This window comes from Streptomyces sp. NPDC051567, assembly GCF_044454165.1.
Taxonomy (GTDB): domain Bacteria; phylum Actinomycetota; class Actinomycetes; order Streptomycetales; family Streptomycetaceae; genus Streptomyces.
Genome location: NZ_JBITDK010000010.1, coordinates 40115 through 59439, shown reverse-complemented (window position 1 = coordinate 59439; position 19325 = coordinate 40115). Strand labels below are relative to the sequence as shown.

Genomic DNA, 19325 nt, shown 5'->3' with positions numbered 1-19325 from the left:
GACGAAGCGGGTGAACAGCAACCTTTCTGCCCAAGGGCAAAGCTGCCCTGTAGGGTGCAGCCCTAGGAGATTCGCACTTGTAGATAATAGGGGTGGCGGTGTCTGACTGGTCGGCGCTCTTCGCGGAAATGGAAACAGCTAAGCGCAGGTTGGCGGTGAGTGACCGAGACAAGCTATGGCGTCACGAGCAACGTCGACTTCCAGCCGTACCGGATCGGATCGCTGAAATCGCTACGGTGACGCACTGTTCGGTGGACCCTGAGTACACCGATTTCCTCCTGCACGCGGATGGCTGGTCGGCCATTTTGCAGGACATTGATCCATTTGGGACAGCGGATTTCGATACCGATGCTTACGCGGAAGCTGAAGAATTGGTGCGTGTGATCGAGGATGAGGTGGAGATTTAGCATGGAGAAGGCTTCACCCGCCTGATTCCCATCGGAGCGTCACGGACGGACATCGACATCATCGTTATGCCGTGTGCGAGCGATTTGAAGCGACCAGCCCCTGTCATCTGGCTTGCAGGCGGGGAAATCGAAAGGTACCGAACCTTCTCCGATTTCTTTCGTGGGATGATCACCGAGAATAATACGGAAGCGGACTCCCTGACGTGAACTCGCCAGCCGTCCACCGCCCCCCTGAGTGGTAATAGCAAAAGGGAAGCCCCGCCAGGTGTGGGCGGTTTCTAGGGATCGTCGCAACATGTGGCCGGTTGTGTTAGCCTCGATTCGTCAGCGGGGTTCGATGGCTGACTTGCTCGGCAGTTCGCCCGTAATGTCCTCGGGCCGTTCGAGGTGTGCCGTCGCGTGACGCCGCGGGTGCGCCGGGCTCCACGGGCCCGGAGTGCTGCCGGTCTTCTCCTTCCTGGTCCTTGTCGCGGTAGTGCCCGACTGTCAGGTGACAGTTGGGAGGGCGGTGAGCCGCTGCCAGCAGGTGGTGAACGCTTCTGCCCAGGGCCAGGTCGCGTCGATACGCAGCCATCGGCGTCGGGCGTGGTCGGCGAGGCGGGCGGGCAGGTGGTAGAGGCGGAAGCGCATGGTCTGGGGCTCGGCGTCGGCCAGGCCCTCGACGTCGTGCAGGGCCAGCAGCCGCACCCAGGCGTCGAGGTCACTGGCGAGGTTCGCGGCGAGCATCCAGCCGCGGTTCACTTCCCAGGAGGCGGAGGGCAAGTTGTCCAGTCCCGTCGCCTTGTTGGTGCGGACCCGGTCCTCGACGCCGGCGTGTGAGCGGTGCAGCACGTCCAGGAACTGGCTGTGGCCCGAGCCTGGGATGCCCCACATGTGCCGGATATTGGTGGCGGTGATGCAGTACCGCCAGCCGGTCTTCTTCTCGAAGGCGGTCAGTTTCTTCAGGTGCCGCCGGGTGGGCCTGACGCGGCGCACGATCAGCCGCATGCCCTCCGGCCAGCCCTCACGGGTGTTCAGCGCGGTCAACTCGGCGACGAAGTAGCCCTCTTGGAGGCTGCCGTCCTGGTGCAGGGAGGTCTCCCAGGCGCTTTTGGGCAGCTTTGCGATGGCCTTCTCGTCGTCTTCGGTGATCTTCCAGCCGACGGTGTAGCGGACCGTGCGCCGTGTGGTGTTCAACGCTTCGAGGTGTTCCAGCAGCCCGTGGGTGGCTCCGGCCCCGTCCACCCGGATGAGGATCTTCGCGGCCGAGGAGCCGGGGATCTGGGCGAGGGCGTCGGTGAGCACCGTGATGTGGTCGGCCACCGTGTTTGCTCCGGCATTCCCCGGCCGGAGGAGCATGGTCAGGGACTCGGTGGTGTTCGCGCACCAGGCGGCCAGCGGATGAAACCCGAATGTCTTTTTGAAGGTGACCGCTGCCCCGGCCTTCTTCGATGCCGCCGTGATGATGGTGGCGTCGATGTCGATGTCGATGACGATCCAGCCGGTCAGCCGTTTGCCCGCCACGGTCAGCCAGGGGAAGCCGCCCGGCCGCAGATGCAGCAGACTCCACACATGCCGGCGCACCCGGGCTCGTGCCTTCGCAATCTTCACCAGGACTGTCTCGTCGAGCGCGGCCAGGGTGCGGCGAGCGGTGGAGTCCGAGGCCGACGGCCCGAACAACGGCCGGTGATGAAGCTGGAGTTGTTCGGCCTCCGACAGGTTCGCCGCCCCGAGCGCGATCGCGACGGCCAGGTGCACCAGCACGCCCGCCCGTTCCCGCCAGCCGGCCGCTGTGCTGGACGGCAGCACCTTCGCCAGCGCCCCGGTGAGCCCTGTGCGGTCCGCGCACCGGCGCAGCAGCACCGCACCGGCATGCCCGATCAGTCTCTTCCCGTCAGCCACCACGGACAACCGACGGTCCCACCCTGTACTCTTGCTCACCAGATTGGTGCCCTGATTCTTGCAGCGGATACGACGTAGACACTCGCATCCTCGCAGGTCAGCGGCACCATTCTGCTATCGGGGCGTCAGGCCACCCAATTCCGCTGAATATCCAGGGTTAGGCGGCGAGTACTGAACTTGATTGGGTGATGTCGGGGTTGTTCGCCTGACAGCGTCCAGACCGTTCCGGTAGCCCTGATGCTGTGAGGTACGCGCAGGGCGGCGGCTTGACCGACGCCGAGAGGGCCGCGCGGGAGCGGATCCGGCTGCAGGCCGTGGTCCGCTTCGAGGGCGGGGAGAAGAACAGAGAGATCGCGACCGCGCTGCGGGTGAGCGAGCGGTCGGTGGAACGCCGGCGCCGCCAATGGCGGGAGCGCGGTCAGGCCGGGGTCCACTCGAAGGGCTCTCCCGGGCGTCCAAGGCTGAGTGAGAGACAAGTAGCCAGGCTTGAGCGGGAGCTGGAGCGGGGTCCGCTGGTTCACGGCTGGGCGGATCAGCGGTGGACGCTGGCCCGGGTCAAGACGCTGATCGGCCGCCTGTTCCACGTCACCTACACGGTGGAGGGAACGTGGCGGCTGCTCAAGCGCCACGGCCGGTCCTGGCAGCAGCCGGCCCGCCGCGCCGTCGAGCGCGACGATGAGGCCGTCGAACTGTGGAAGAAGGAGGTCCGGCCGCGGGTAAAAGCGTTGCGGCGGCTCGCGGAGCCTGGCTCGCCTTCGAGGACGAGGCCGGGCAGTCGCTGAGACCGCCGCGCGCCAGAACCTGGGGCCGCATAGGCCAGACCCCGCAGGTCCGCGTTCGTGGGCGGGGATCCGGCCGGGTCTCGATGGCCGGGATGACCTGCTTCAGAGAGGGCGAGCGGTCCCGCATGTTCTACAGCTTCCACGTCTACCGGGGCCGAAAAGGCGAGCCCAAGGGCTTCACCTGGCGTGACTACCGCGACCTGATCGTCCGCGCACACATCCAGCTCGACGGCCCGGTCGTACTCGTCTGGGACAACCTCCGCGCACACCTGATGCCGCAGATGAGAGCGTTCATCGAAGCGAACGCCGACTGGCTGACGGTCTTCCAGTTCCCCTCCTACTCACCCGGCCTCAACCCCCAGGAGGGCATCTGGGCGCTGGTCAAACGGACCATCGGTAACCTCGCCGCCGCCAACCTTGACCAGCTGGCCAGAGCCGTGGAACGAAACCTCAAACAGATTTAGTACCGACCACACCTCGTCGACGGATGCCTCGCCGGAACCGGTCTGACCATGGACGGCTGACCACGATCAGGCCGACATCACCCAATCAAGTTCAGTAGTTTATGCGGGCGCTCGGCTGGGGTTTCCCAGCCGAGCGTTTTGCGTGGGCGGCCGTTGAGTTCGGCGGCGACGTCGGCCAGGTGCTCGTGGGTGTGGACGGATAGGTCGGTGCCTTTGGGGAAGTACTGCCGCAGCAGGCCGTTGGTGTTCTCGTTCGAGCCGCGCTGCCAGGGGCTGGCCGGGTCGCAGAAGTAGACCGGGACGTCGGTGGCGAGGCTGAAGGCGTAGTGGGCGGCCATTTCCGAGCCCTGGTCCCAGGTCGGCGAGCGTGTCAGGTTCGTCGGCAAGGTCTTCACCGTCTGCACCAGCGCGTCGCGCATGTGCTCTGCGCTGCGGCCGTCGGGAAGGTGGACAAGCATCACGTAGCGGGCGTGAGGCTGCGCCAGGAACGTTGCGCAGCGGGCGAGGGATCTCGCCAGTTCACCGGTGCGATCTTGGTCGCTCCGCTTGCCGACATACCCTCGAAGACGTCCAGGCGGGGCTTACGCCAAGTCAGCACCGACCCAGCACGGTTGGGGTTGATACGGGTGATGAGAGGTCAGCACGGGGATGCAGCAGGGCCCCGCCAAGAAACGAATGCGCCGAAATCTGTGCAGGAACTTCACTCGCCGGACCCGCCGCGCATGCTGTCTCTCCCTGGTCGTCCCCCCGGCCCGCTGCCCCCTCTACGCTAACCCGTCGCTCAGGGCGCGTACGTCTCCCCGCCGAGGGTGAGGGTGGCGCTGCCCGCCGTGGTGTCGGCGAGCCAGCGCCCGAAGCCGGGCAGGTCGGCCTCCGGGAGCGCGACCTCGATCTCCACGGCGGCCCCGTAGCGCAGGGCGACCACGGTGCGGCCGGTGGAGCGCAGGTCGTTCTGGGTGCGGCCGGCCCGCTGGTGGTCGACGGTGACGGTGGCCAGCCGGTAGCGGCGGCGGGTGACGGTGCCGAGTTCGTCGAGCGCCTCGCCGACGATCCCGCCGTAGGCGCGGATGAGGCCGCCCGCGCCGAGTTTCACCCCGCCGTAGTAGCGGGTGACGACGGCCGCCGCGTACCGCACGTCGCGGCGCACGAGCATCTGGAGCATGGGGACGCCCGCGGTGCCGCCGGGTTCCCCGTCGTCGCTGGCCTTCTGGACCGAGGCGTCGGCGCCGATGACGTAGGCGAAGCAGTTGTGCGTGGCGGTGGGGTGTTCCTTGCGGACGCGTGCGACGAACTCCTGCGCCTCCCGCTCGGTCGCGGCGGGCGCGAGCGCGCACAGGAACCGGGAGCGGTTGATCTCGCTCTCGTGCACGCCCTCGCGGGCCACCGTCACGTACTGGTCTGCCTTCACCGCTCCACCCTACGGGGAATCGGACAGGTGTCCTCCCGGTTGACCAGGCATGCGGGCCCGCCGTCCGGCCGGGCCCGTCATCGGCGCAGTGACAGCAGGAGGCGGCACCCGTGTACGGCGACCCGGCAACCATCCGCAAGATCCTCACCGAGCTCGGCGACACCTGGGCCGTGGTGGGCCTGTCCCACAACGAGGACCGGGCGGCCTACGGCGTGGCCCGGGTGCTCCAGCGGTTCGGCAAGCGCGTCGTGCCCGTCCATCCCAAGGCGGAGACGGTCCACGGCGAGCCGGGGTACCCCTCGCTGGAGGCGATCCCCTTCGCGGTGGACGTGGTGGACGTCTTCGTGAACAGCGCGCTGGCCGGCCCGGTCGCCGACCAGGCGGTGGCCGTGGGCGCGGGCGCGGTCTGGTTCCAGCTCGGCGTGGTGGACGAGGCCGCCTACCGGCGGACCCGCGCGGCGGGCCTGGAGATGGTCATGGACCGCTGCCCGGCGATCGAGATCCCGGCCCTGTAGCCCGTCCGGCGGGCCCGGCGCACCCGGTGGGTCAGGACGGCTCTGCGGAGGTCCCGGCCGTACGGGGACACGGGTCCGGGGGCCCGGCCGGCTCCGCCGGCGCGCGCAGCTGTTCCGCCGTCACCCCGTCGGGGATCGGCACCGGGGCGGGGGTGCGCAGCGGCGGCTGCCAGCCCGTCTCCGGCTCCCACCGCCGGACGATCCGGGCCGGGGCCCCCGCCACCACCGCATGGTCGGGCACCTCGCCCCGGACGACGGCTCCCGCGGCCACCACCACGTTGCGGCCCAGCCGGGCCCCCGGCAGGATCACCGCGCCCGTGCCCAGCCAGCAGCCCGGTCCGATCTCGACCGGCGCGTTGCGCGGCCACTGCCTGCCGACGGGCTGGTGCGGGTCGTCGTAGCTGTGGTTGGTGGAGGTGATGTACACCCCGGGCCCGCAGAAGGTGTCGTTGCCGATGGTGATCCGGGTGTCGGCGACGACATGGCTGTCCCGGCCGATGACCACGCCGTCGCCGAGGACCAGTACCGGCTCGGTGCCGAGGTCGAGGCCGGGCATCATGCCCGCGGTGAGGGTGACCCGCTCGCCGATGACGCAGTGGTCCCCGAGTCTGATCCACTCCTCCCCGAAGACCGCGCCCTGCGGGAAGGCGAGCCGGGTGCTCTCCCCGATCGCGCCGAACCGCAGCCGTCCCGGGGTCCGCGCGGTGACCGCGCCGGCCTGCTGCATCCAGCGCCAGACGGAGTGGACCGCACGGCCGGCGAGCCGACGGCGCAGCTCCGTCAGGGGGGAGAACGTGTTCTGGTTCTTCGGCACCCGGCCACGGTAGTGCGCGGGGCACCGGCCGTCCGGGCCACCGTCCTGTGATCTTCACCCCATCACCGGGGCGCCGGGACCGGGTGCCCTACGGTGCCGGTAGCGCGGCGCCCGGGACGGCCCGGCGCCACCGGAGGACAGGGGACGAGCACATGACGCGTCAGGCGGACGGGGCACTCGTGGCCGCGGTCGGCGGGAAGCACCCGGCCATCGATCCCACGGCTTTCACCGCGCCCACCTCCGTGGTGGTCGGGGACGTCACCCTGGGCGCCGGGGCGAGCGTCTGGTACTCGGCGGTGCTGCGGGCCGACTGCGGGCCGATCACCGTCGGCGCCGACAGCAACGTGCAGGACAACTGCACGCTCCACGTCGACCCCGGTTTCCCGGTGACGGTCGGCGAACGCGTCTCCATCGGCCACAACGCCGTCGTGCACGGCTGCACCGTCGGCGACGACTGCCTCATCGGGATGGGCGCGACCGTCCTGAACGGCGCGGTGATCGGGGCCGGGTCGCTGGTGGCCGCGCAGGCGCTGGTCCCGCAGGGGATGGTCGTCCCGCCCGGGTCGCTGGTCGCGGGGGTACCGGCCAGGGTGCGGCGGGAGCTGACCGAGGAGGAGCGGGAGGGGATCAGGACGAACGCCGCGATGTACCGGGAGCTGGCGGCGCGCCACCACGCCTCGGTCTCCCCCTCCCCCGCCTCCGGATGACACGGGCCGTGACGCGCGGGCCGTGACAGGAGCCGGGGAACAAGCTGGGGAACAAGCTGGGGAACAGGCCGGGACGCGCGGTGCGGCGCCCGGAGGCCCGGCGCCCCTGCGGCTCGTCCGGCCCGTTTCGGCTCACTCGGCGGCGGGCACCTGGCCCGGTGTCTGCACCTGGCCCTGGCCCGGTGCCTGGCCCTGTGCCTGCGCCGGGAGCGGGCCCGCCGCCCGCGCCGACGCCGCCGCCTTCCGCATCCGGTCGCGCAGCACCAGCGTCATCGCGAGCCCGGCCAGCAGGGCCACCACCAGGGCCAGCCAGGAGAACCGCTTCAGCCACGGCTCCGCCACCACCCCGACCGAGTAGATGACGGCCGTGGTGCCGCCCGCCCACAGGATTCCGCCGAGGACGTTCGCGGTCAGGAACCGCCAGTACGGCATGTGCAGCACGCCCGCCAGCGGCCCGGCGAAGATCCGCAGCAGCGCCACGAACCGTCCGAAGAAGACGGCCCACATGCCCCACCGGTCGAAGGAGCGTTCGGCGAGCGCCACGTGCTCCGGCCCGAAGTGCCGGGGGAAGCGCCGCCCCAGCCGTTCCAGCAGCGGCTTGCCGCCCCGGCGCCCGATCGCGTACCCGATCGAGTCGCCCGCGATCGCCCCGCCGATGGCGCAGAGCGCCAGGACCACGGGGTCGATCTCGCCGTGCTGGGAGGCCAGCAGCGCCGAGCTGACCAGGATGATCTCCCCGGGCAGCGGGATTCCGAGGCTCTCCAGGCCGATGACCAGGCCCACCAGGAGGTAGATGCTGACCGCCGGAACCGTCTCCAGCCATTCCTGGATGTGCACCGGCAGATCCTCCCGTGATCGTCCGCGCGGAGCCTTCGACGGGCCCGCCGGACGGGCAGCCTACCGCTCACCGCCACCCTCCTTGCCCGTTAAGGGAGTTCGGGAGGGAAGCCGTACACGGAGGAAGGCGTCCTCACGCGGGGAGCGCAAGGAGCGTGGGGAGCACGGGAGGACCGGGGAGGGCGGAGGGCAGAGGGCGGAGGGCGGCTCAGGCGTTCGGCCGCAGGGTCCACACCACCGTCATCTCGCCCGTGACGGCCTCGTCCGCGCGCCGGATGGCGACGGTGACCGGGAACTCGGGGCGTCCGCCCGCGTCGAGTTCGGCGACGATCTCCGCGACCGGGCGGCCGAGCGTGGCGGTGGCGGTCACGACGCCCTTGGCGAGCTTCTTGTAGCCGATCTCCGCCCGCACGGCGAGGGGCACGGCGCGCGTGAGCTGGTCCCCGAAGGCGGCCAGGACGATCGCGCCGCTCGCGGACTCGGCGAGGGTGAACATCGCGCCCGCGTGCGGGCCGCCGACGTGGTTGTGGAAGTCGGGCTGGTCCGGCAGCCGGACGACCGCCCGCTCGGGGGTGGTCTCCAGGAACTGGAGGTTCAGGGTGCGGGCCATCGGCACGGTCGCGGCGAGCAGTTCGCCCACGTTCATCTGATCTGCGCTCATGGCACGCGATGTTACCCACGGGTAAGCGGGGTTGGCCAGACCCTCCCAGGTCCGGCCGGCCCAGGGGCGGTCGGGGCTCCCCCCGGCCCTCCCACTATCGTTACCGGCCATGTGGCCAGGAGAACAGCAGCCGCCCGGGGGCGAGCAGAACCCGCAGGACCCGCGCGAGAACCCCTACCGGCAGCCGCCGGGGCAGGCGAACCCGTACCAGCGGCCCGGCCAGGGCGAGGGGCACCCCGGATACGGCCACCCCCCTCAGCAGGGCCACCGCCCGGCGCCCGGCCCCGGCGGTTCCTGGGACCTGCCCCGGACCCCGCACGCCCGGGACCTGCCCCAGCCGCCGCCCGCACGGCCACGGCGCGGCGGGAGCCCGTACGCGACCAGGACCGTGGCCCTCGCCGCCGGCGCGGCGGTCCTCGTGACGGCCGCCGCCACCGGGGCGTTCGTCCTGACCCGCAACGGCTCCGACCGCGGCGGGGCCGCCGCCGGACCCGCCGCCGCCACCCCGGTGTCCGACCCCTCGCCCGCGTCCGGCGCCACGGGCGCGCCCGCACCGGCCGCGAGCGGCGCCAACCCGCGCGCGGGCGGGGACGTACAGCCGGTCGTCCCCGGCTGGAAGCCGGTCGTCAACCCGAAGTACGGCACCGTCTTCGACGTCCCGCCGGAGTGGAACGTCCTCGGCTCCGGCATCTTCTCCGGCATCGGGAACGAGAACAAGAACGACGGCGCCCCGCTCATCAGCTTCTCCTCACCGGCCTACCTCAAGGAGGACTGGTGCGGGACCGACGCCGACAAGAACGGCAGCCAGGACTCCTACGCGCTGGCCGGCACCGGCACCAAGGGCGGCCAGGGGGCCAAGGACACCGCCGGGGCCGCCGGCAACGAGGCCCGCACCTGGGCGTTCGCCCGGTTCGCGCAGAAGGCGCCGGACGGCACCGTCAAGGTCTCCGACGCGAAGGAGTACACCACCGCCTCGGGCCTCAAGGGCCATGTGGTGACCGCGACCGTCACCGGCGTGCCCAGGACGCACGGGTGCTCCTCCGACGGCAAGAGCATCGCCTTCAGCTTCAAGACCGCCGACGGCGACTTCTCCACCTGGGTCCTCTACAGCGTGGCGGGCGTCAAGGAGGAGGTCCCCGAGGAGACCTACGAGAAGATCCTCGGCTCGGTACGGCTCGGCACCGGCTGACCCGCGCGGGCGGGCGGCGGTCGAGGGGCCGGGAGCAGGGGCCGGGAGCAGGGGCCGGGAGCAGGGGCGGGGAGCAGGGGCCCGGGAGACCTCCGGGACCCCGGGGCGGCTCCCGGAACCGGGACGACAATCGGTTTGGAGTACCAGCCCGGGACAAGGGATAGTCCCGGGGTGAGTTCTCCCCCCGCCGCCCCCCGTACCCCCGTACGCCGTCGCCGCCCCGTCTGGGCCGGCCGCAACTACACCCTGCTGACGGGTGCCGCGGTCGTGACGAACCTGGGCAGCCACGGAGCACTCATCGCCGCCGCCTTCGCCGTGCTGGAAGCCGGCGGGTCCAGCGGTGACGTCGGCCTGGTCGCGGCGGCCCGTACGCTGCCGCTCGTCCTCTTCCTCCTCATCGGCGGCGCCCTCGCCGACCGGCTGCCGCGCCACCACATGATGGTCGCGGCCAACGCCCTGAACTGCGTCTCGCAGGCGGCCTTCGCCCTGCTCGTCCTCGCCGGGGAGCCCCAGCTCTGGCAGATGATGCTGCTCACCGCCCTCTGCGGCACCGGTACGGCCTTCTTCAACCCGGCGGCCGAGGGCATGCTGCTGGCCAGCGTCTCCGGCGCCCACGCCAACCGCGCCTTCGCCCTGTTCCGGATGGCGATGAACGGCGCGGGCATCGGCGGGGCGGCCCTCGGCGGCGCCATGATCGCCGCGATCGGCCCCGGCTGGGTGCTGGCCGTGGACGCGGCGGCCTTCGCGGTCGCGGGCGCCCTGCGCGCCTTCCTCGACGTCGGCAGGACCGCCGACCGGGGCCCCGGCGGCGGCCTCCTGTCCGACCTGCGCGAGGGCTGGGTGGAGGTCCGCAGCCGCCCCTGGCTGTGGAGCATCGTGCTCCAGTTCTCCGTCGTCGTCGCCGTCGTCGGCGCCGCGGAGGCGGTCTACGGACCACTGGTCGCCCGGGACCACCTGGGCGGGCCCGCCCCCTGGGGCCTGGCCCTGGCCTTCTTCGGCGTCGGCACCATCGCCGGAGCCGTCCTGATGATGAAGTGGAAACCGCGGCGGCTGCTGCTGATCGGCACCCTGTGCGTGTTCCCGCTGGCGCTGCCCTCGGCCGCGCTGGCCGTGCCGCTGCCCACGTGGGGACTGTGCCTGGTGATGCTCTTCAGCGGCGCCGCCATCGAGGTGTTCGGCGTGAACTGGATGACGACCCTGCACCAGGAGATCCCGGAGGAGAAGTTCTCCCGCGTCTGCGCCTACGACTGGTTCGGCTCGGTCTCGATGCTCCCGCTGGCCACCGCCCTCGCGGGCCCGGCCGAGACGGCCTTCGGGCGCGGCCCGGCCCTGTGGGGCTGCGCCGCCCTGGTCGTCCTGGTCACCGCCCTGGTCCTCATGGTCCCGGACGTCCGCCGGGTGACCCGCAAGCCCGTGCCCGAGGACCCGGCCGCCGTGCCGGCCGCCACCCCGGCGCCCGCCACCGGAACCACCGGGGGCTGAGCCCGTACGAGCGGCGCCCCCGGGCGCCTCAGCCGATGCTGAACGCGCCCTCCGGCGGCTGCGGCGACGCCACGGCGTCGGCGTCGGCCACCGGCCGGGCGCCCCGCGCGAACCGGGCCGGCGCCGGGCCGCTCTCCACCCGGGCGGGGAAGGCGTCCCCGGCGCACCGCCGGGCCAGCGCGGCCACGTCCAGCGGGGCGTCCGAGGCGAGCAGCACCGCGTTGCCGAACCGCCGGCCCCGCAGCACCGACGGCTCCGCGATCAGCGCCAGCTCCGCGAAGACCTCCCCGAAGGTGGCGAGCTGCGCCCGCAGGAAGCCGAACGGCGCCCCGTCCGCCAGGTTCGCCGCGTACAGCCCGCCGGGCCGCACCACCCGGGCGGCCTGGCGCGCGTACTCCACCGAGGTCAGCTGCGCCGGTACCCGGGAGCCGCCGAAGACGTCGGCCACCAGCACGTCCGCGCTCGCCGGGGGCGCCGCCTCCAGCCAGGCCCGCGCGTCGGCGGTGTGCACCGTGATCCCGGAGTCCGGGGGCAGCGGCAGGTGCCCGGCGACCAGCTCCACCAGGCCCGCGTCGAACTCGACGACCTCCTGCCGGGACCCGGGCCGGGTCGCCGCGGCATAGCGCGGCAGGGTGAGCGCGCCTCCGCCCAGGTGGACGAGGTCCAGCGCGCGGCCCGGCTCCGCCGCGAGGTCCAGGACGTGCGCGAGGCGGCGTACGTACTCGAACTCCAGGTGCTCCGGCGCGTCGAGGTCCACGTACGACTGCGGCGCCCCGTCCACGGTCAGCAGCCAGGCCCGGTCCCGGTCCACGTCCGGCATCAGCTTGGCGGTGCCCTGGTCCACGTCCCGGATCACCGGGATCTGTTCGTCGCTCACCCCACCATTGTCGGGCCGGTCCCGGCCCGGCCGGACCGTCACCGCCCGCCACCGCCCGTCACCGGCGCGGACGGGCGGCGGCGGTGACGGGCGGCGGGGCGGGGCGGGGCGGGGCGGGTGATCAGCCGAGGACGGCCGTCACCGTCCCCGCGCCCACCGTCCGGCCGCCCTCCCGGACGGCGAAGCCGAGCCCGGCCTCCAGCGGCACGTCCCGCCCGAGCTCGACGGTCATCGTGACCGTCTCCCCCGGCCGGGCCACCCCGGCCTCGCCCAGGTCCACGTCCCCGACGACATCGGCGGTCCGGATGTAGAACTGCGGCCGGTACCCGCTCGCGACCGGTGTCGTACGCCCGCCCTCGCGCCCGGACAGGACGTACACCCGCGCGGTGAAGCGGCGGCTCGGCGCCACGCTGCCGGGCGCGGCCACCACGTGCCCGCGGCGCACGCCGTCGCGGGGGACCCCGCGCAGCAGCAGCGCGACGTTGTCCCCGGCCTCGGCGGACTCCATCGGCTTGCCGAAGGTCTCCAGTCCGGTGACGACCGTCTCGACGGCCGCGCCCGCCGCGCCGTCCCCGCCGCCGAGCACGCTCACCCGGTCGCCGACCCGTACGGTCCCGCGCTCGACGGCCCCGGTGACGACCGTGCCGCGCCCGGTGATGGTCAGCACGTTCTCCACCGGCAGCAGGAACGGCGCCCCGGTGTACCGCACGGGCGTCGGCACGTACGTGTCCACCGCGTCCAGCAGCGCCTCGACGGCCGCGGTCCACCGCGGGTCGCCCTCCAGCGCCCTGAGCCCGGAGACCCGGACGACCGGCACGCTCTCCCCGCCGTACCCCTGGGAGGTGAGCAGCTCGCGGACCTCCAGCTCGACCAGGTCGGTGAGCTCGGGGTCCCCGGCGTCGGCCTTGTTGAGCGCGACCACGATGTGGTCGACGCCGACCTGCCGGGCGAGGAGCACGTGCTCGGCGGTCTGGGGCATGACCCCGTCGAGGGCGGAGACGACGAGGATCGCCCCGTCGAGCTGGGCGGCGCCCGTGACCATGTTCTTCACGTAGTCGGCGTGGCCCGGCATGTCCACGTGCGCGTAGTGGCGGGTGTCGGTCTCGTACTCGACGTGCGTGAGGTTGATGGTGATCCCGCGCCGGGCCTCCTCGGGGGCCCGGTCGATGCGGTCGAACGGCACGAAGGAGGCGCCGCCGCGCGCGGCGAGGACCTTGGTGATGGCGGCGGTGAGGGTGGTCTTGCCGTGGTCGACGTGACCCATGGTGCCGATGTTGAGGTGCGGCTTGGTGCGGACGAAGGCCGTCTTGGCCATGATCTCTTCCCGTGTCTCGAAGCTGGACCGGGACCCCTGGAGCGAGCCGACCCTCCCCCTGTGGGGTCCGCCGGACTGTCCGGGGAGGGTCAGCTTCGCGCGCCGCCGACGGCGGTGGGCACGGGTGTGTGTGCCGATGCCCGCGCGGCAGCCTTCGGCGCGTCCGCGACTGCGGACGGCGCTGCGGGGAAGGCGTACCGGGACATGCCCCGATCGTGCACGAACCGCTCCGCCCCGTCGAACGAATTTCCCCGCGACCGTTGCCGCCGTTGCCCGGCCGGTTCGTCGCCCGGCCGGTCACCCCGGCGGTGCCCGGTCGGCGGTGCCGCGCCGCGCGGGCCGCACCGTCCCGGGAAGGTGTCCGGGAAAGTGTCCGGGAGGTGTCCGCGGGGTGTCCGTGGGAGCTCCGGCGGCTGTCGGCCGTTCGGCCGGATGAGAGCTGGGCGACGGCGCCGCGCCGCGTGCGTCGGTTAGTCTCCCCAGATGCCCCTCCTCCTCTCGCCGTGGACCCGGCTGTCGCTCCTCGTGGTGCTGCTCGTGGCCGCCGGCGCGGGTGTGCTGCTCTACGAGCCCCAGCGCATCCTCTCGGAGGGCCGGCCCCCGGGCCTCCCCGTCGGCGCCGCGGTGCTGCTGTTCGCGGCGGTCTACGGGCTGTGCACGGCGGCGTTCGTCCCGCGCCCCCTGCTCAACCTGGCCGCCGGTGCCGTCTTCGGCAGCCAGTTCGGCCTGGTCGCGGCGGTCGGCGGCACGGTCCTCGGCGCCGCGATCGCCTTCGGCCTCGGCCGGATGCTGGGCCAGGAGGCCCTGCGCCCGTTCCTGCGCGGTCGCTGGCTCCGGGCGGCGGACGGACAGCTCAGCCGGCACGGCTTCCGCTCGATGCTCGCGGTCCGGATCTTCCCCGGGGTGCCCTTCGCGGTGGCCAACTACTGCGCCTCGGTCTCCCGCTGCGGCTGGCTCCCCTTCCTCCTCGCGACCGCGATCGGCACCGTCCCGAACACCGCCGCGTACGTGATCGCCGGAGCCAGCGCCTCCTCCCCCGGATCGCCCGCCTTCCTCGTCTCCTTCGGGTTCATCGCCGTCTCCGCCGTGGTCGCGGGCGCGGTCGCCTGGCGCAAACGGCACCGGCTGGCGCCCGCGGGGACGGGCGAGGCCCCGTACGAACCGGCGCCCCGGCCCGTGGCCAGTGGTGCCGCCCACGGTTCCGGCGTCTGATCCCGACCTTCCCGACGATCACAAGGGCGAGCGCACCCCGACATGAGCTGGTTCGAATCACTGGTCCTCGGTCTCGTCCAGGGGCTCACGGAGTTCCTCCCGATCTCCTCCAGCGCCCACCTGCGGCTGACGGCGGCCTTCGCCGGCTGGCACGATCCGGGAGCGGCGTTCACGGCGATCACCCAGATCGGCACCGAGGCCGCCGTGCTGATCTACTTCCGCAAGGACATCGCCCGGATCGTCTCCGCCTGGTTCCGTTCGCTGTACTCCCGGGAACTGCGGTCGGACCAGGACGCCAGGATGGGCTGGCTGGTGATCATCGGCTCGGTCCCGATCGGTGTGCTCGGCCTCGTCTTCAAGGACCAGATCGAGGGGCCCTTCCGGGACCTGCGGCTGATCGCGACCACGCTCGTCGTGATGGGCGTCGTGCTCGGTGTCGCCGACCGGCTGGCGGCGCGGGACGAGGCGGGCGGGCGGCACCGGGCCGTCCGTGAGCGCAAGACGCTGCGGGAACTGGGCGTCAAGGACGGTCTGATCTTCGGTCTCTGCCAGGCCATGGCCCTGATCCCGGGGGTCTCGCGGTCGGGCGCGACCATCTCCGGCGGTCTGCTGATGGGCTTCACCCGGGAGGCGGCGGCCCGCTACTCCTTCCTCCTCGCGATCCCGGCCGTCCTGGCCTCGGGGCTGTTCGAGCTGAAGCACGTGAACGAGGGCCATGTCTCCTGGGGGCCGACGGTCCTCGCGACGGTCGTCGCCTTCGTCGTCGGGTACGCGGTGATCGCCTGGTTCATGAAGTTCATCTCCACCAAGAGCTTCATGCCCTTCGTGATCTACCGCATCCTGCTCGGCATCCTGCTGTTCGTCCTGGTCGGCACGGGTGTGCTGAGCCCGCACGCCGGCGAGTCGGGCCTGTAGCCCCGGCGCCCCGCCACCGGGAGCGCGGGACGGGGGACGCGTCCTGGGGCGCGTGGTGACGCAGTGGTTTCCGGCCGGAAGCCCGTGGAAGGTCCGCCGGGGCGGACGCCGCCCGGCGGCGGTGGGCGGGTGTCCCGGCCGGGATGGTGGCGCGGACCGCGACGGCTCCGGCTGCCCGTGGCGGTCCGGCGGCGGGGGCGCGTTCCGGTCACCGGGCCCGGGCCGGTGCACCCGGTCGGCGCAGACCTCTTGGTCTGACGCGTCCGCAGCCGCACACTGACCCGATGACACAGCGTGTGGACCTGGCGACCGTGATGGACCGGCTGGCGATCGACGAGGTGGTCACGGGGTACGCGGTGGCCGTGGGCGACGGCGACTGGGCCGCGTACCGCGCCCTGTTCGCCCCCGGCGGGCGGGCCGACTACCGCTCGGCGGGCGGTGTCGAGGGCCCGGTGGGGGAGGTCGCGGAGTGGCTCGCGCGGGCCCTGGAGCCCTTCCCGGTACGGCAGCACCTGATCGTCAACCGGCTGGTGCGGCTGGCGGACGCGGGTGGTTCGCCGGGCGACTCGGCCGAGGTCCGGGCAGACTTCCTGAATCCGGCGGGACCGGCCGGACCGGAGGACACGGGGCCGCAGGGCGCCCCGGCCGTGCCCACCCTGGTCACCGCCGGACGCTGCGACTTCACGCTCGCCCGGACCGCCCATGACGGCTGGCGGCTCACCCGCGTCACCGTGCGGGAGACCTGGCGGAGCCGGCCCCTCCAGGACGGCTGTTCCCCCGGGCGCGCATAGACACGAAGGCGGGTGATGGTCGCGAAGCGGAACCGCAGGACGGACCGCGGGACGGACCGGTGGCGGGCGGTGGCGGCGACCGCCGCCGGGGCGCTGCCCGCCCTGGCCTTCCCCGTCCCCGCGCTCTGGTGGTTCGTGTACGTCGCCCTCGCGCCCTGGATGCTGCTGCTGAGGTCGGCGCCGACCGGGCGGCGGGCGGCTCTGGAGGGCTGGCTCGGCGGCGCGGGGTTCATCGTGGCCGTCCACCACTGGCTGCTGCCCAGCCTGCACGTGTTCCTGGTGCCGCTGGCCGCGCTGCTGGGCCTGCTCTGGATTCCCTGGGCGCTGCTGGTACGGGAGCTGCTGGGCGGAGCCCCGGGAGCGGGGCGGGCCGGGGCCGCGCTGGTGCTCGTACCGGCGGGGTGGCTGCTGTCGGAGCTGGCGCGGTCCTGGCCGGGGCTGGGCGGGCCGTGGGGGCTGCTGGGGGCGAGCCAGTGGCAGGTGGTGCCCGCGCTGCGGGTGGCTTCGGTGGGTGGTGTGTGGCTGGTGAGCCTGCTGGTGGTGGCGGTGAACTGCGCGGTGGTGCTGCTGGTCGCGGTGGAGGGGGCGCGGGTCCCGGCGGTGGCCGGGCTGGCGGGGTGCGCGGTGCTGACCGGGGCGGTCTGGCTGGGGGCTCCGCGGCCCGTGGTGGCGGGCACGCTGCGCGTGGCCGTGGTCCAGCCGGGCCCGGTGGCGGGCGCGGCCGGCGCCGAGCGGCGGTTCGCCGCCGGGGAACGGCTGACCGGGGAGCTGGCCGGGCAGCCGCTGGACCTGGTGGTGTGGGGCGAGAGCAGTGTCGGCGCGGATCTGGCGGCCCGCCCGGACCTGGCCCGGCGCCTCGCCGCGCTGTCCGCCGGGACCGGGGCTCCGCTGCTGGTCAATGTGGACGCGCGGGGCGCCGACCGGCCCGGGATCTACAAGAGCGCGGTGCTCGTCGGCCCCCGGGGCCCCACCGGTGACCGGTACGACAAGATGCGGCTGGTCCCCTTCGGGGAGTACGTACCGGCCCGGGCGCTGCTGGGCTGGGTCACCTCGGTCGGCAGGGCGGCGGGCGAGGACCGGCGGCGCGGCTCCGCCCAGGTGGTCATGGACCTGCCCGCGCGGCCGGACGGGCGGCCCGGTGTCCGGCTGGGTCCGCTGGTCTGCTTCGAGTCGGCCTTCCCGGACATGAGCCGGCACCTGACCCGCCGGGGAGCGGGCCTGCTCGTCGTCCAGTCGGCGACCTCCACCTTCCAGGACAGCTGGGCCCCGGCGCAGCACGCCTCGCTCGCCGCGCTGCGCGCCGCCGAGAACGGCCGCCCGGTGGTGCACGCCACCCTCACCGGTATCAGCGGGGTGCACGGCCCCTCGGGCGAGCGGGTCGGCCCGGCCCTGCCCACCTCCGCGAGCACGGCGGTGGTGTACGAGGTACCGCTCGCCCGGGGCTCGACCTTCTACGCCCGTTTCGGCGACTGGCCGGTGGTGGTCGCCCTCGCCGCCCTGGCGGTGTACTGCGCGGTGGAGGGCGTCCGTCGGCTCAGACGGCCTGTTCCAGGGCCGACAGCACCACCCGCTCGCACAGTTCGTGGGTGAGGAGCGCGTCGCGGGCGCTGAGCGTGGTGCCCGCCGCGACGGCGTCCAGGAAGGCGTCCACGACCTGTTCGATGCCGCGCTGGCGGGCCACCGGTGTCCAGTCTCCGCGGCGGCGCACGGCCGGCCGGTCCTGGTGGTCGACGATCTCGGCCAGGTTGACGACCTGCCGCTTGGTGTCCTGCCCGGACACCTCCAGGATCTCCTCGGTGGAGCCGGAGCGGCGGTTCATGATCCCGAGCGCGGTGAACCCGTCGCCGGACATCTGGAGCACCACCTGGTGCATCAGCCCCTCGCGCACCACGGCGCGGACATCGATGTGGTCGGCCTCGCCGGGCAGCAGGAACCGGAGCGTGTCGACGACGTGGATGAAGTCGTCCAGCACCAGGGTGCGCGGGTCCTCGGGCAGCCCGACCCGGTTCTTCTGCAGGACGATCAGCTCGCGCGGGTGGTCGGCGCACTGCGCGTAGCCGGGTGCGTGGCGGCGGTTGAAGCCGACGGCGAGCGGGACGCCGCGCTCCTCGGCCAGTTCCACCAGCCGCCGCGAGTCGGCCAGCTCGTAGGCGAGCGGCTTGTCCACGTACGTCGGCACGCCCGCCTCCAGCAGCCGTGCCACGATCTCGGGGTGGACGGCGGTCGGGGCGTGCACGAAGGCCGCGTCGAGGCCCTCGGCGAGCAGCGCGTCGAGATCGGTGTGCCGGCGGGCGGCCGGGACGTGGTGGATCTCACCGACCCGCTCCAGCGTGGCGGGGGTCCGGGTCTGCAGGTGCAGCTCGACTCCCGGGCGGGTGGTCAGGACGGGCAGGTACGCCTTCTGCGCGATGTCGCCGAGTCCGATGCAGCCGACCTTCACCGGGGAGCCTCCTGGTTCGTTCCTTGTGGGACGCTCCGCAGCTTAATCCCTGGTGACGGGGGTCCGGTTCGCCGAGGATGGCAACCATGACCATCAGCTCAGGATCACATCGCGACGAACCCTCCACCACCGCCGACGAGCGGGAGATGCTGGACGGCTGGCTCGACTACCACCGCGCCACCCTCGTCTGGAAGTGCGAGGGGCTCCAGGACGCACAGCTGCGCCTCACCCCGCTCGCTCCCTCCGAACTGAGCCTGCTGGGCCTCGTACGGCACATGTCGGAGGTGGAGCGGTACTGGTTCCGGGAGATCATGCTGGGCGAGGAGCTGCCCGACCTGTACTGCACGGAAGAAGATCCGGACGGGGACTTCCACCTCGGCGGGACGGAGAGCTGGGCGGGGACCGAGCAGGTGTGGCGGACCGAGGTCGAGCTGGCGCGGCAGGCCGCGGCGGGCCGCCCGCTGGAGCTGGTGTCGCAGCCCGGGAGTCACCGGCGGGGCAAGGTGTTCAGCCTGCGCTGGGTCTACACCCACATGATCGAGGAGTACGCGCGCCACAACGGCCACGCGGACCTGCTGCGGGAGCGGATCGACGGCGCCACGGGCGACTGATCCCCGGAGCGGGCCGT

At 72.8% G+C, this 19325-nt stretch carries 20 protein-coding genes and 1 pseudogene; 12 read left to right on the top strand and 9 right to left on the bottom strand.

All coding sequences use genetic code 11. The features are described 5' to 3' along the window. The first annotated feature begins 98 nt into the window (after positions 1-98). Positions 99-407, top strand: a complete 309-nt coding sequence (locus tag ACIA5F_RS14115; RefSeq protein WP_399352481.1) for a hypothetical protein — start codon at positions 99-101, stop codon at positions 405-407. Positions 408-893: 486 nt separating this feature from the next. On the opposite strand, the gene ACIA5F_RS14110 is transcribed toward ACIA5F_RS14115, so the two are convergent. Then, positions 894-2327 carry an IS1380 family transposase gene (locus ACIA5F_RS14110; RefSeq protein ID WP_399352480.1) on the bottom strand — a complete coding sequence of 478 codons (1434 nt, stop codon included), beginning with the start codon at positions 2325-2327 and terminating at the stop codon, positions 894-896. 203 nt (positions 2328-2530) lie between these two features. Between ACIA5F_RS14110 and ACIA5F_RS14105 the strand changes: the two genes are divergently transcribed. Both ACIA5F_RS14105 and ACIA5F_RS14100 read left to right on the top strand, forming a co-directional pair. Then, the gene (locus tag ACIA5F_RS14105) at positions 2531-3070 is read left to right on the top strand and encodes a winged helix-turn-helix domain-containing protein (RefSeq protein ID WP_399352478.1); all 540 of its coding nucleotides are present in this window, start codon (positions 2531-2533) and stop codon (positions 3068-3070) included. Continuing rightward, a complete protein-coding gene (locus ACIA5F_RS14100; protein WP_399352736.1) occupies positions 3067-3534 on the top strand; it encodes a transposase in 468 nt (155 codons plus the stop codon). Before ACIA5F_RS14105 ends, ACIA5F_RS14100 begins: the two co-directional genes overlap by 4 nt. 77 nt (positions 3535-3611) lie before the next feature. Here the strand turns inward: ACIA5F_RS14100 and ACIA5F_RS14095 are convergent. Both ACIA5F_RS14095 and ACIA5F_RS14090 read right to left on the bottom strand, forming a co-directional pair. Beyond that, positions 3612-4019: pseudogene (locus ACIA5F_RS14095) on the bottom strand (IS30 family transposase); the annotation flags it as partial. Positions 4020-4315: 296 nt separating this feature from the next. Next, positions 4316-4942 (bottom strand): YigZ family protein, encoded by a 627-nt coding sequence (locus tag ACIA5F_RS14090; RefSeq protein WP_399352476.1) that lies wholly within the window; start codon positions 4940-4942, stop codon positions 4316-4318. Between the two features lie 110 nt (positions 4943-5052). On the opposite strand from ACIA5F_RS14090, the gene ACIA5F_RS14085 reads away from it, so the two are divergent. Then, the gene (locus tag ACIA5F_RS14085; protein ID WP_399352474.1) at positions 5053-5457 is read left to right on the top strand and encodes a CoA-binding protein; all 405 of its coding nucleotides are present in this window, start codon (positions 5053-5055) and stop codon (positions 5455-5457) included. Positions 5458-5488: 31 nt separating this feature from the next. Here the strand turns inward: ACIA5F_RS14085 and ACIA5F_RS14080 are convergent, their stop codons facing one another. Continuing rightward, the gene (locus tag ACIA5F_RS14080; protein ID WP_399352472.1) at positions 5489-6271 is read right to left on the bottom strand and encodes an acyltransferase; all 783 of its coding nucleotides are present in this window, start codon (positions 6269-6271) and stop codon (positions 5489-5491) included. 152 nt (positions 6272-6423) lie between these two features. On the opposite strand from ACIA5F_RS14080, the gene ACIA5F_RS14075 reads away from it, so the two are divergent. Continuing rightward, the gene (locus ACIA5F_RS14075; RefSeq protein ID WP_399352470.1) at positions 6424-6978 is read left to right on the top strand and encodes a gamma carbonic anhydrase family protein; all 555 of its coding nucleotides are present in this window, start codon (positions 6424-6426) and stop codon (positions 6976-6978) included. 132 nt (positions 6979-7110) lie between these two features. Here ACIA5F_RS14075 and ACIA5F_RS14070 read toward each other — a convergent pair whose 3' ends face one another. Continuing rightward, on the bottom strand, positions 7111-7815 hold the full coding sequence (locus ACIA5F_RS14070) for a DedA family protein (protein ID WP_399352468.1): 705 nt from the start codon (positions 7813-7815) through the stop codon (positions 7111-7113). 208 nt (positions 7816-8023) lie between these two features. Then, entirely contained in the window at positions 8024-8476 is a 453-nt protein-coding gene (locus ACIA5F_RS14065; protein ID WP_399352466.1) for a DUF4442 domain-containing protein, read from the bottom strand. Positions 8477-8585: 109 nt separating this feature from the next. Here ACIA5F_RS14065 and ACIA5F_RS14060 point away from each other — a divergent pair, with 109 nt between their 5' ends. Next, entirely contained in the window at positions 8586-9665 is a 1080-nt protein-coding gene (locus tag ACIA5F_RS14060; RefSeq protein WP_399352464.1) for a hypothetical protein, read from the top strand. Positions 9666-9836: 171 nt separating this feature from the next. Then, positions 9837-11147: an MFS transporter gene (locus tag ACIA5F_RS14055; RefSeq protein WP_399352462.1), complete on the top strand. Its 1311-nt coding sequence runs from the start codon at positions 9837-9839 to the stop codon at positions 11145-11147. Positions 11148-11175: 28 nt separating this feature from the next. Here the strand turns inward: ACIA5F_RS14055 and ACIA5F_RS14050 are convergent, their stop codons facing one another. Next, entirely contained in the window at positions 11176-11967 is a 792-nt protein-coding gene (locus ACIA5F_RS14050; RefSeq protein WP_399352734.1) for a spermidine synthase, read from the bottom strand. A 178-nt stretch (positions 11968-12145) separates the two neighbouring features. Then, positions 12146-13339: an elongation factor Tu gene (gene tuf, locus ACIA5F_RS14045; protein WP_399352460.1), complete on the bottom strand. Its 1194-nt coding sequence runs from the start codon at positions 13337-13339 to the stop codon at positions 12146-12148. 483 nt (positions 13340-13822) lie between these two features. On the opposite strand from tuf, the gene ACIA5F_RS14040 reads away from it, so the two are divergent. From ACIA5F_RS14040 to lnt, 4 genes are all read left to right on the top strand, one after another. Next, positions 13823-14551, top strand: a complete 729-nt coding sequence (locus tag ACIA5F_RS14040) for a TVP38/TMEM64 family protein (RefSeq protein WP_399352458.1) — start codon at positions 13823-13825, stop codon at positions 14549-14551. 42 nt (positions 14552-14593) lie between these two features. Further along, the gene (locus ACIA5F_RS14035; RefSeq protein WP_399352456.1) at positions 14594-15466 is read left to right on the top strand and encodes an undecaprenyl-diphosphate phosphatase; all 873 of its coding nucleotides are present in this window, start codon (positions 14594-14596) and stop codon (positions 15464-15466) included. A gap of 284 nt (positions 15467-15750) precedes the next feature. Further along, positions 15751-16257 (top strand): nuclear transport factor 2 family protein, encoded by a 507-nt coding sequence (locus tag ACIA5F_RS14030; protein ID WP_399352454.1) that lies wholly within the window; start codon positions 15751-15753, stop codon positions 16255-16257. Positions 16258-16272: 15 nt separating this feature from the next. Then, positions 16273-17847: an apolipoprotein N-acyltransferase gene (gene lnt / locus ACIA5F_RS14025; protein ID WP_399352452.1), complete on the top strand. Its 1575-nt coding sequence runs from the start codon at positions 16273-16275 to the stop codon at positions 17845-17847. On the opposite strand, the gene ACIA5F_RS14020 is transcribed toward lnt, so the two are convergent. Next, complete coding sequence (locus tag ACIA5F_RS14020; RefSeq protein WP_399352450.1) at positions 17792-18697, bottom strand: Gfo/Idh/MocA family protein; 906 nt, start codon at positions 18695-18697, stop codon at positions 17792-17794. The two genes, lnt and ACIA5F_RS14020, sit on opposite strands and share 56 nt — an antisense overlap. A gap of 86 nt (positions 18698-18783) precedes the next feature. Here ACIA5F_RS14020 and ACIA5F_RS14015 point away from each other — a divergent pair, with 86 nt between their 5' ends. After that, positions 18784-19308, top strand: a complete 525-nt coding sequence (locus ACIA5F_RS14015; RefSeq protein ID WP_399352448.1) for a DinB family protein — start codon at positions 18784-18786, stop codon at positions 19306-19308. Positions 19309-19325: the final 17 nt, after the last annotated feature.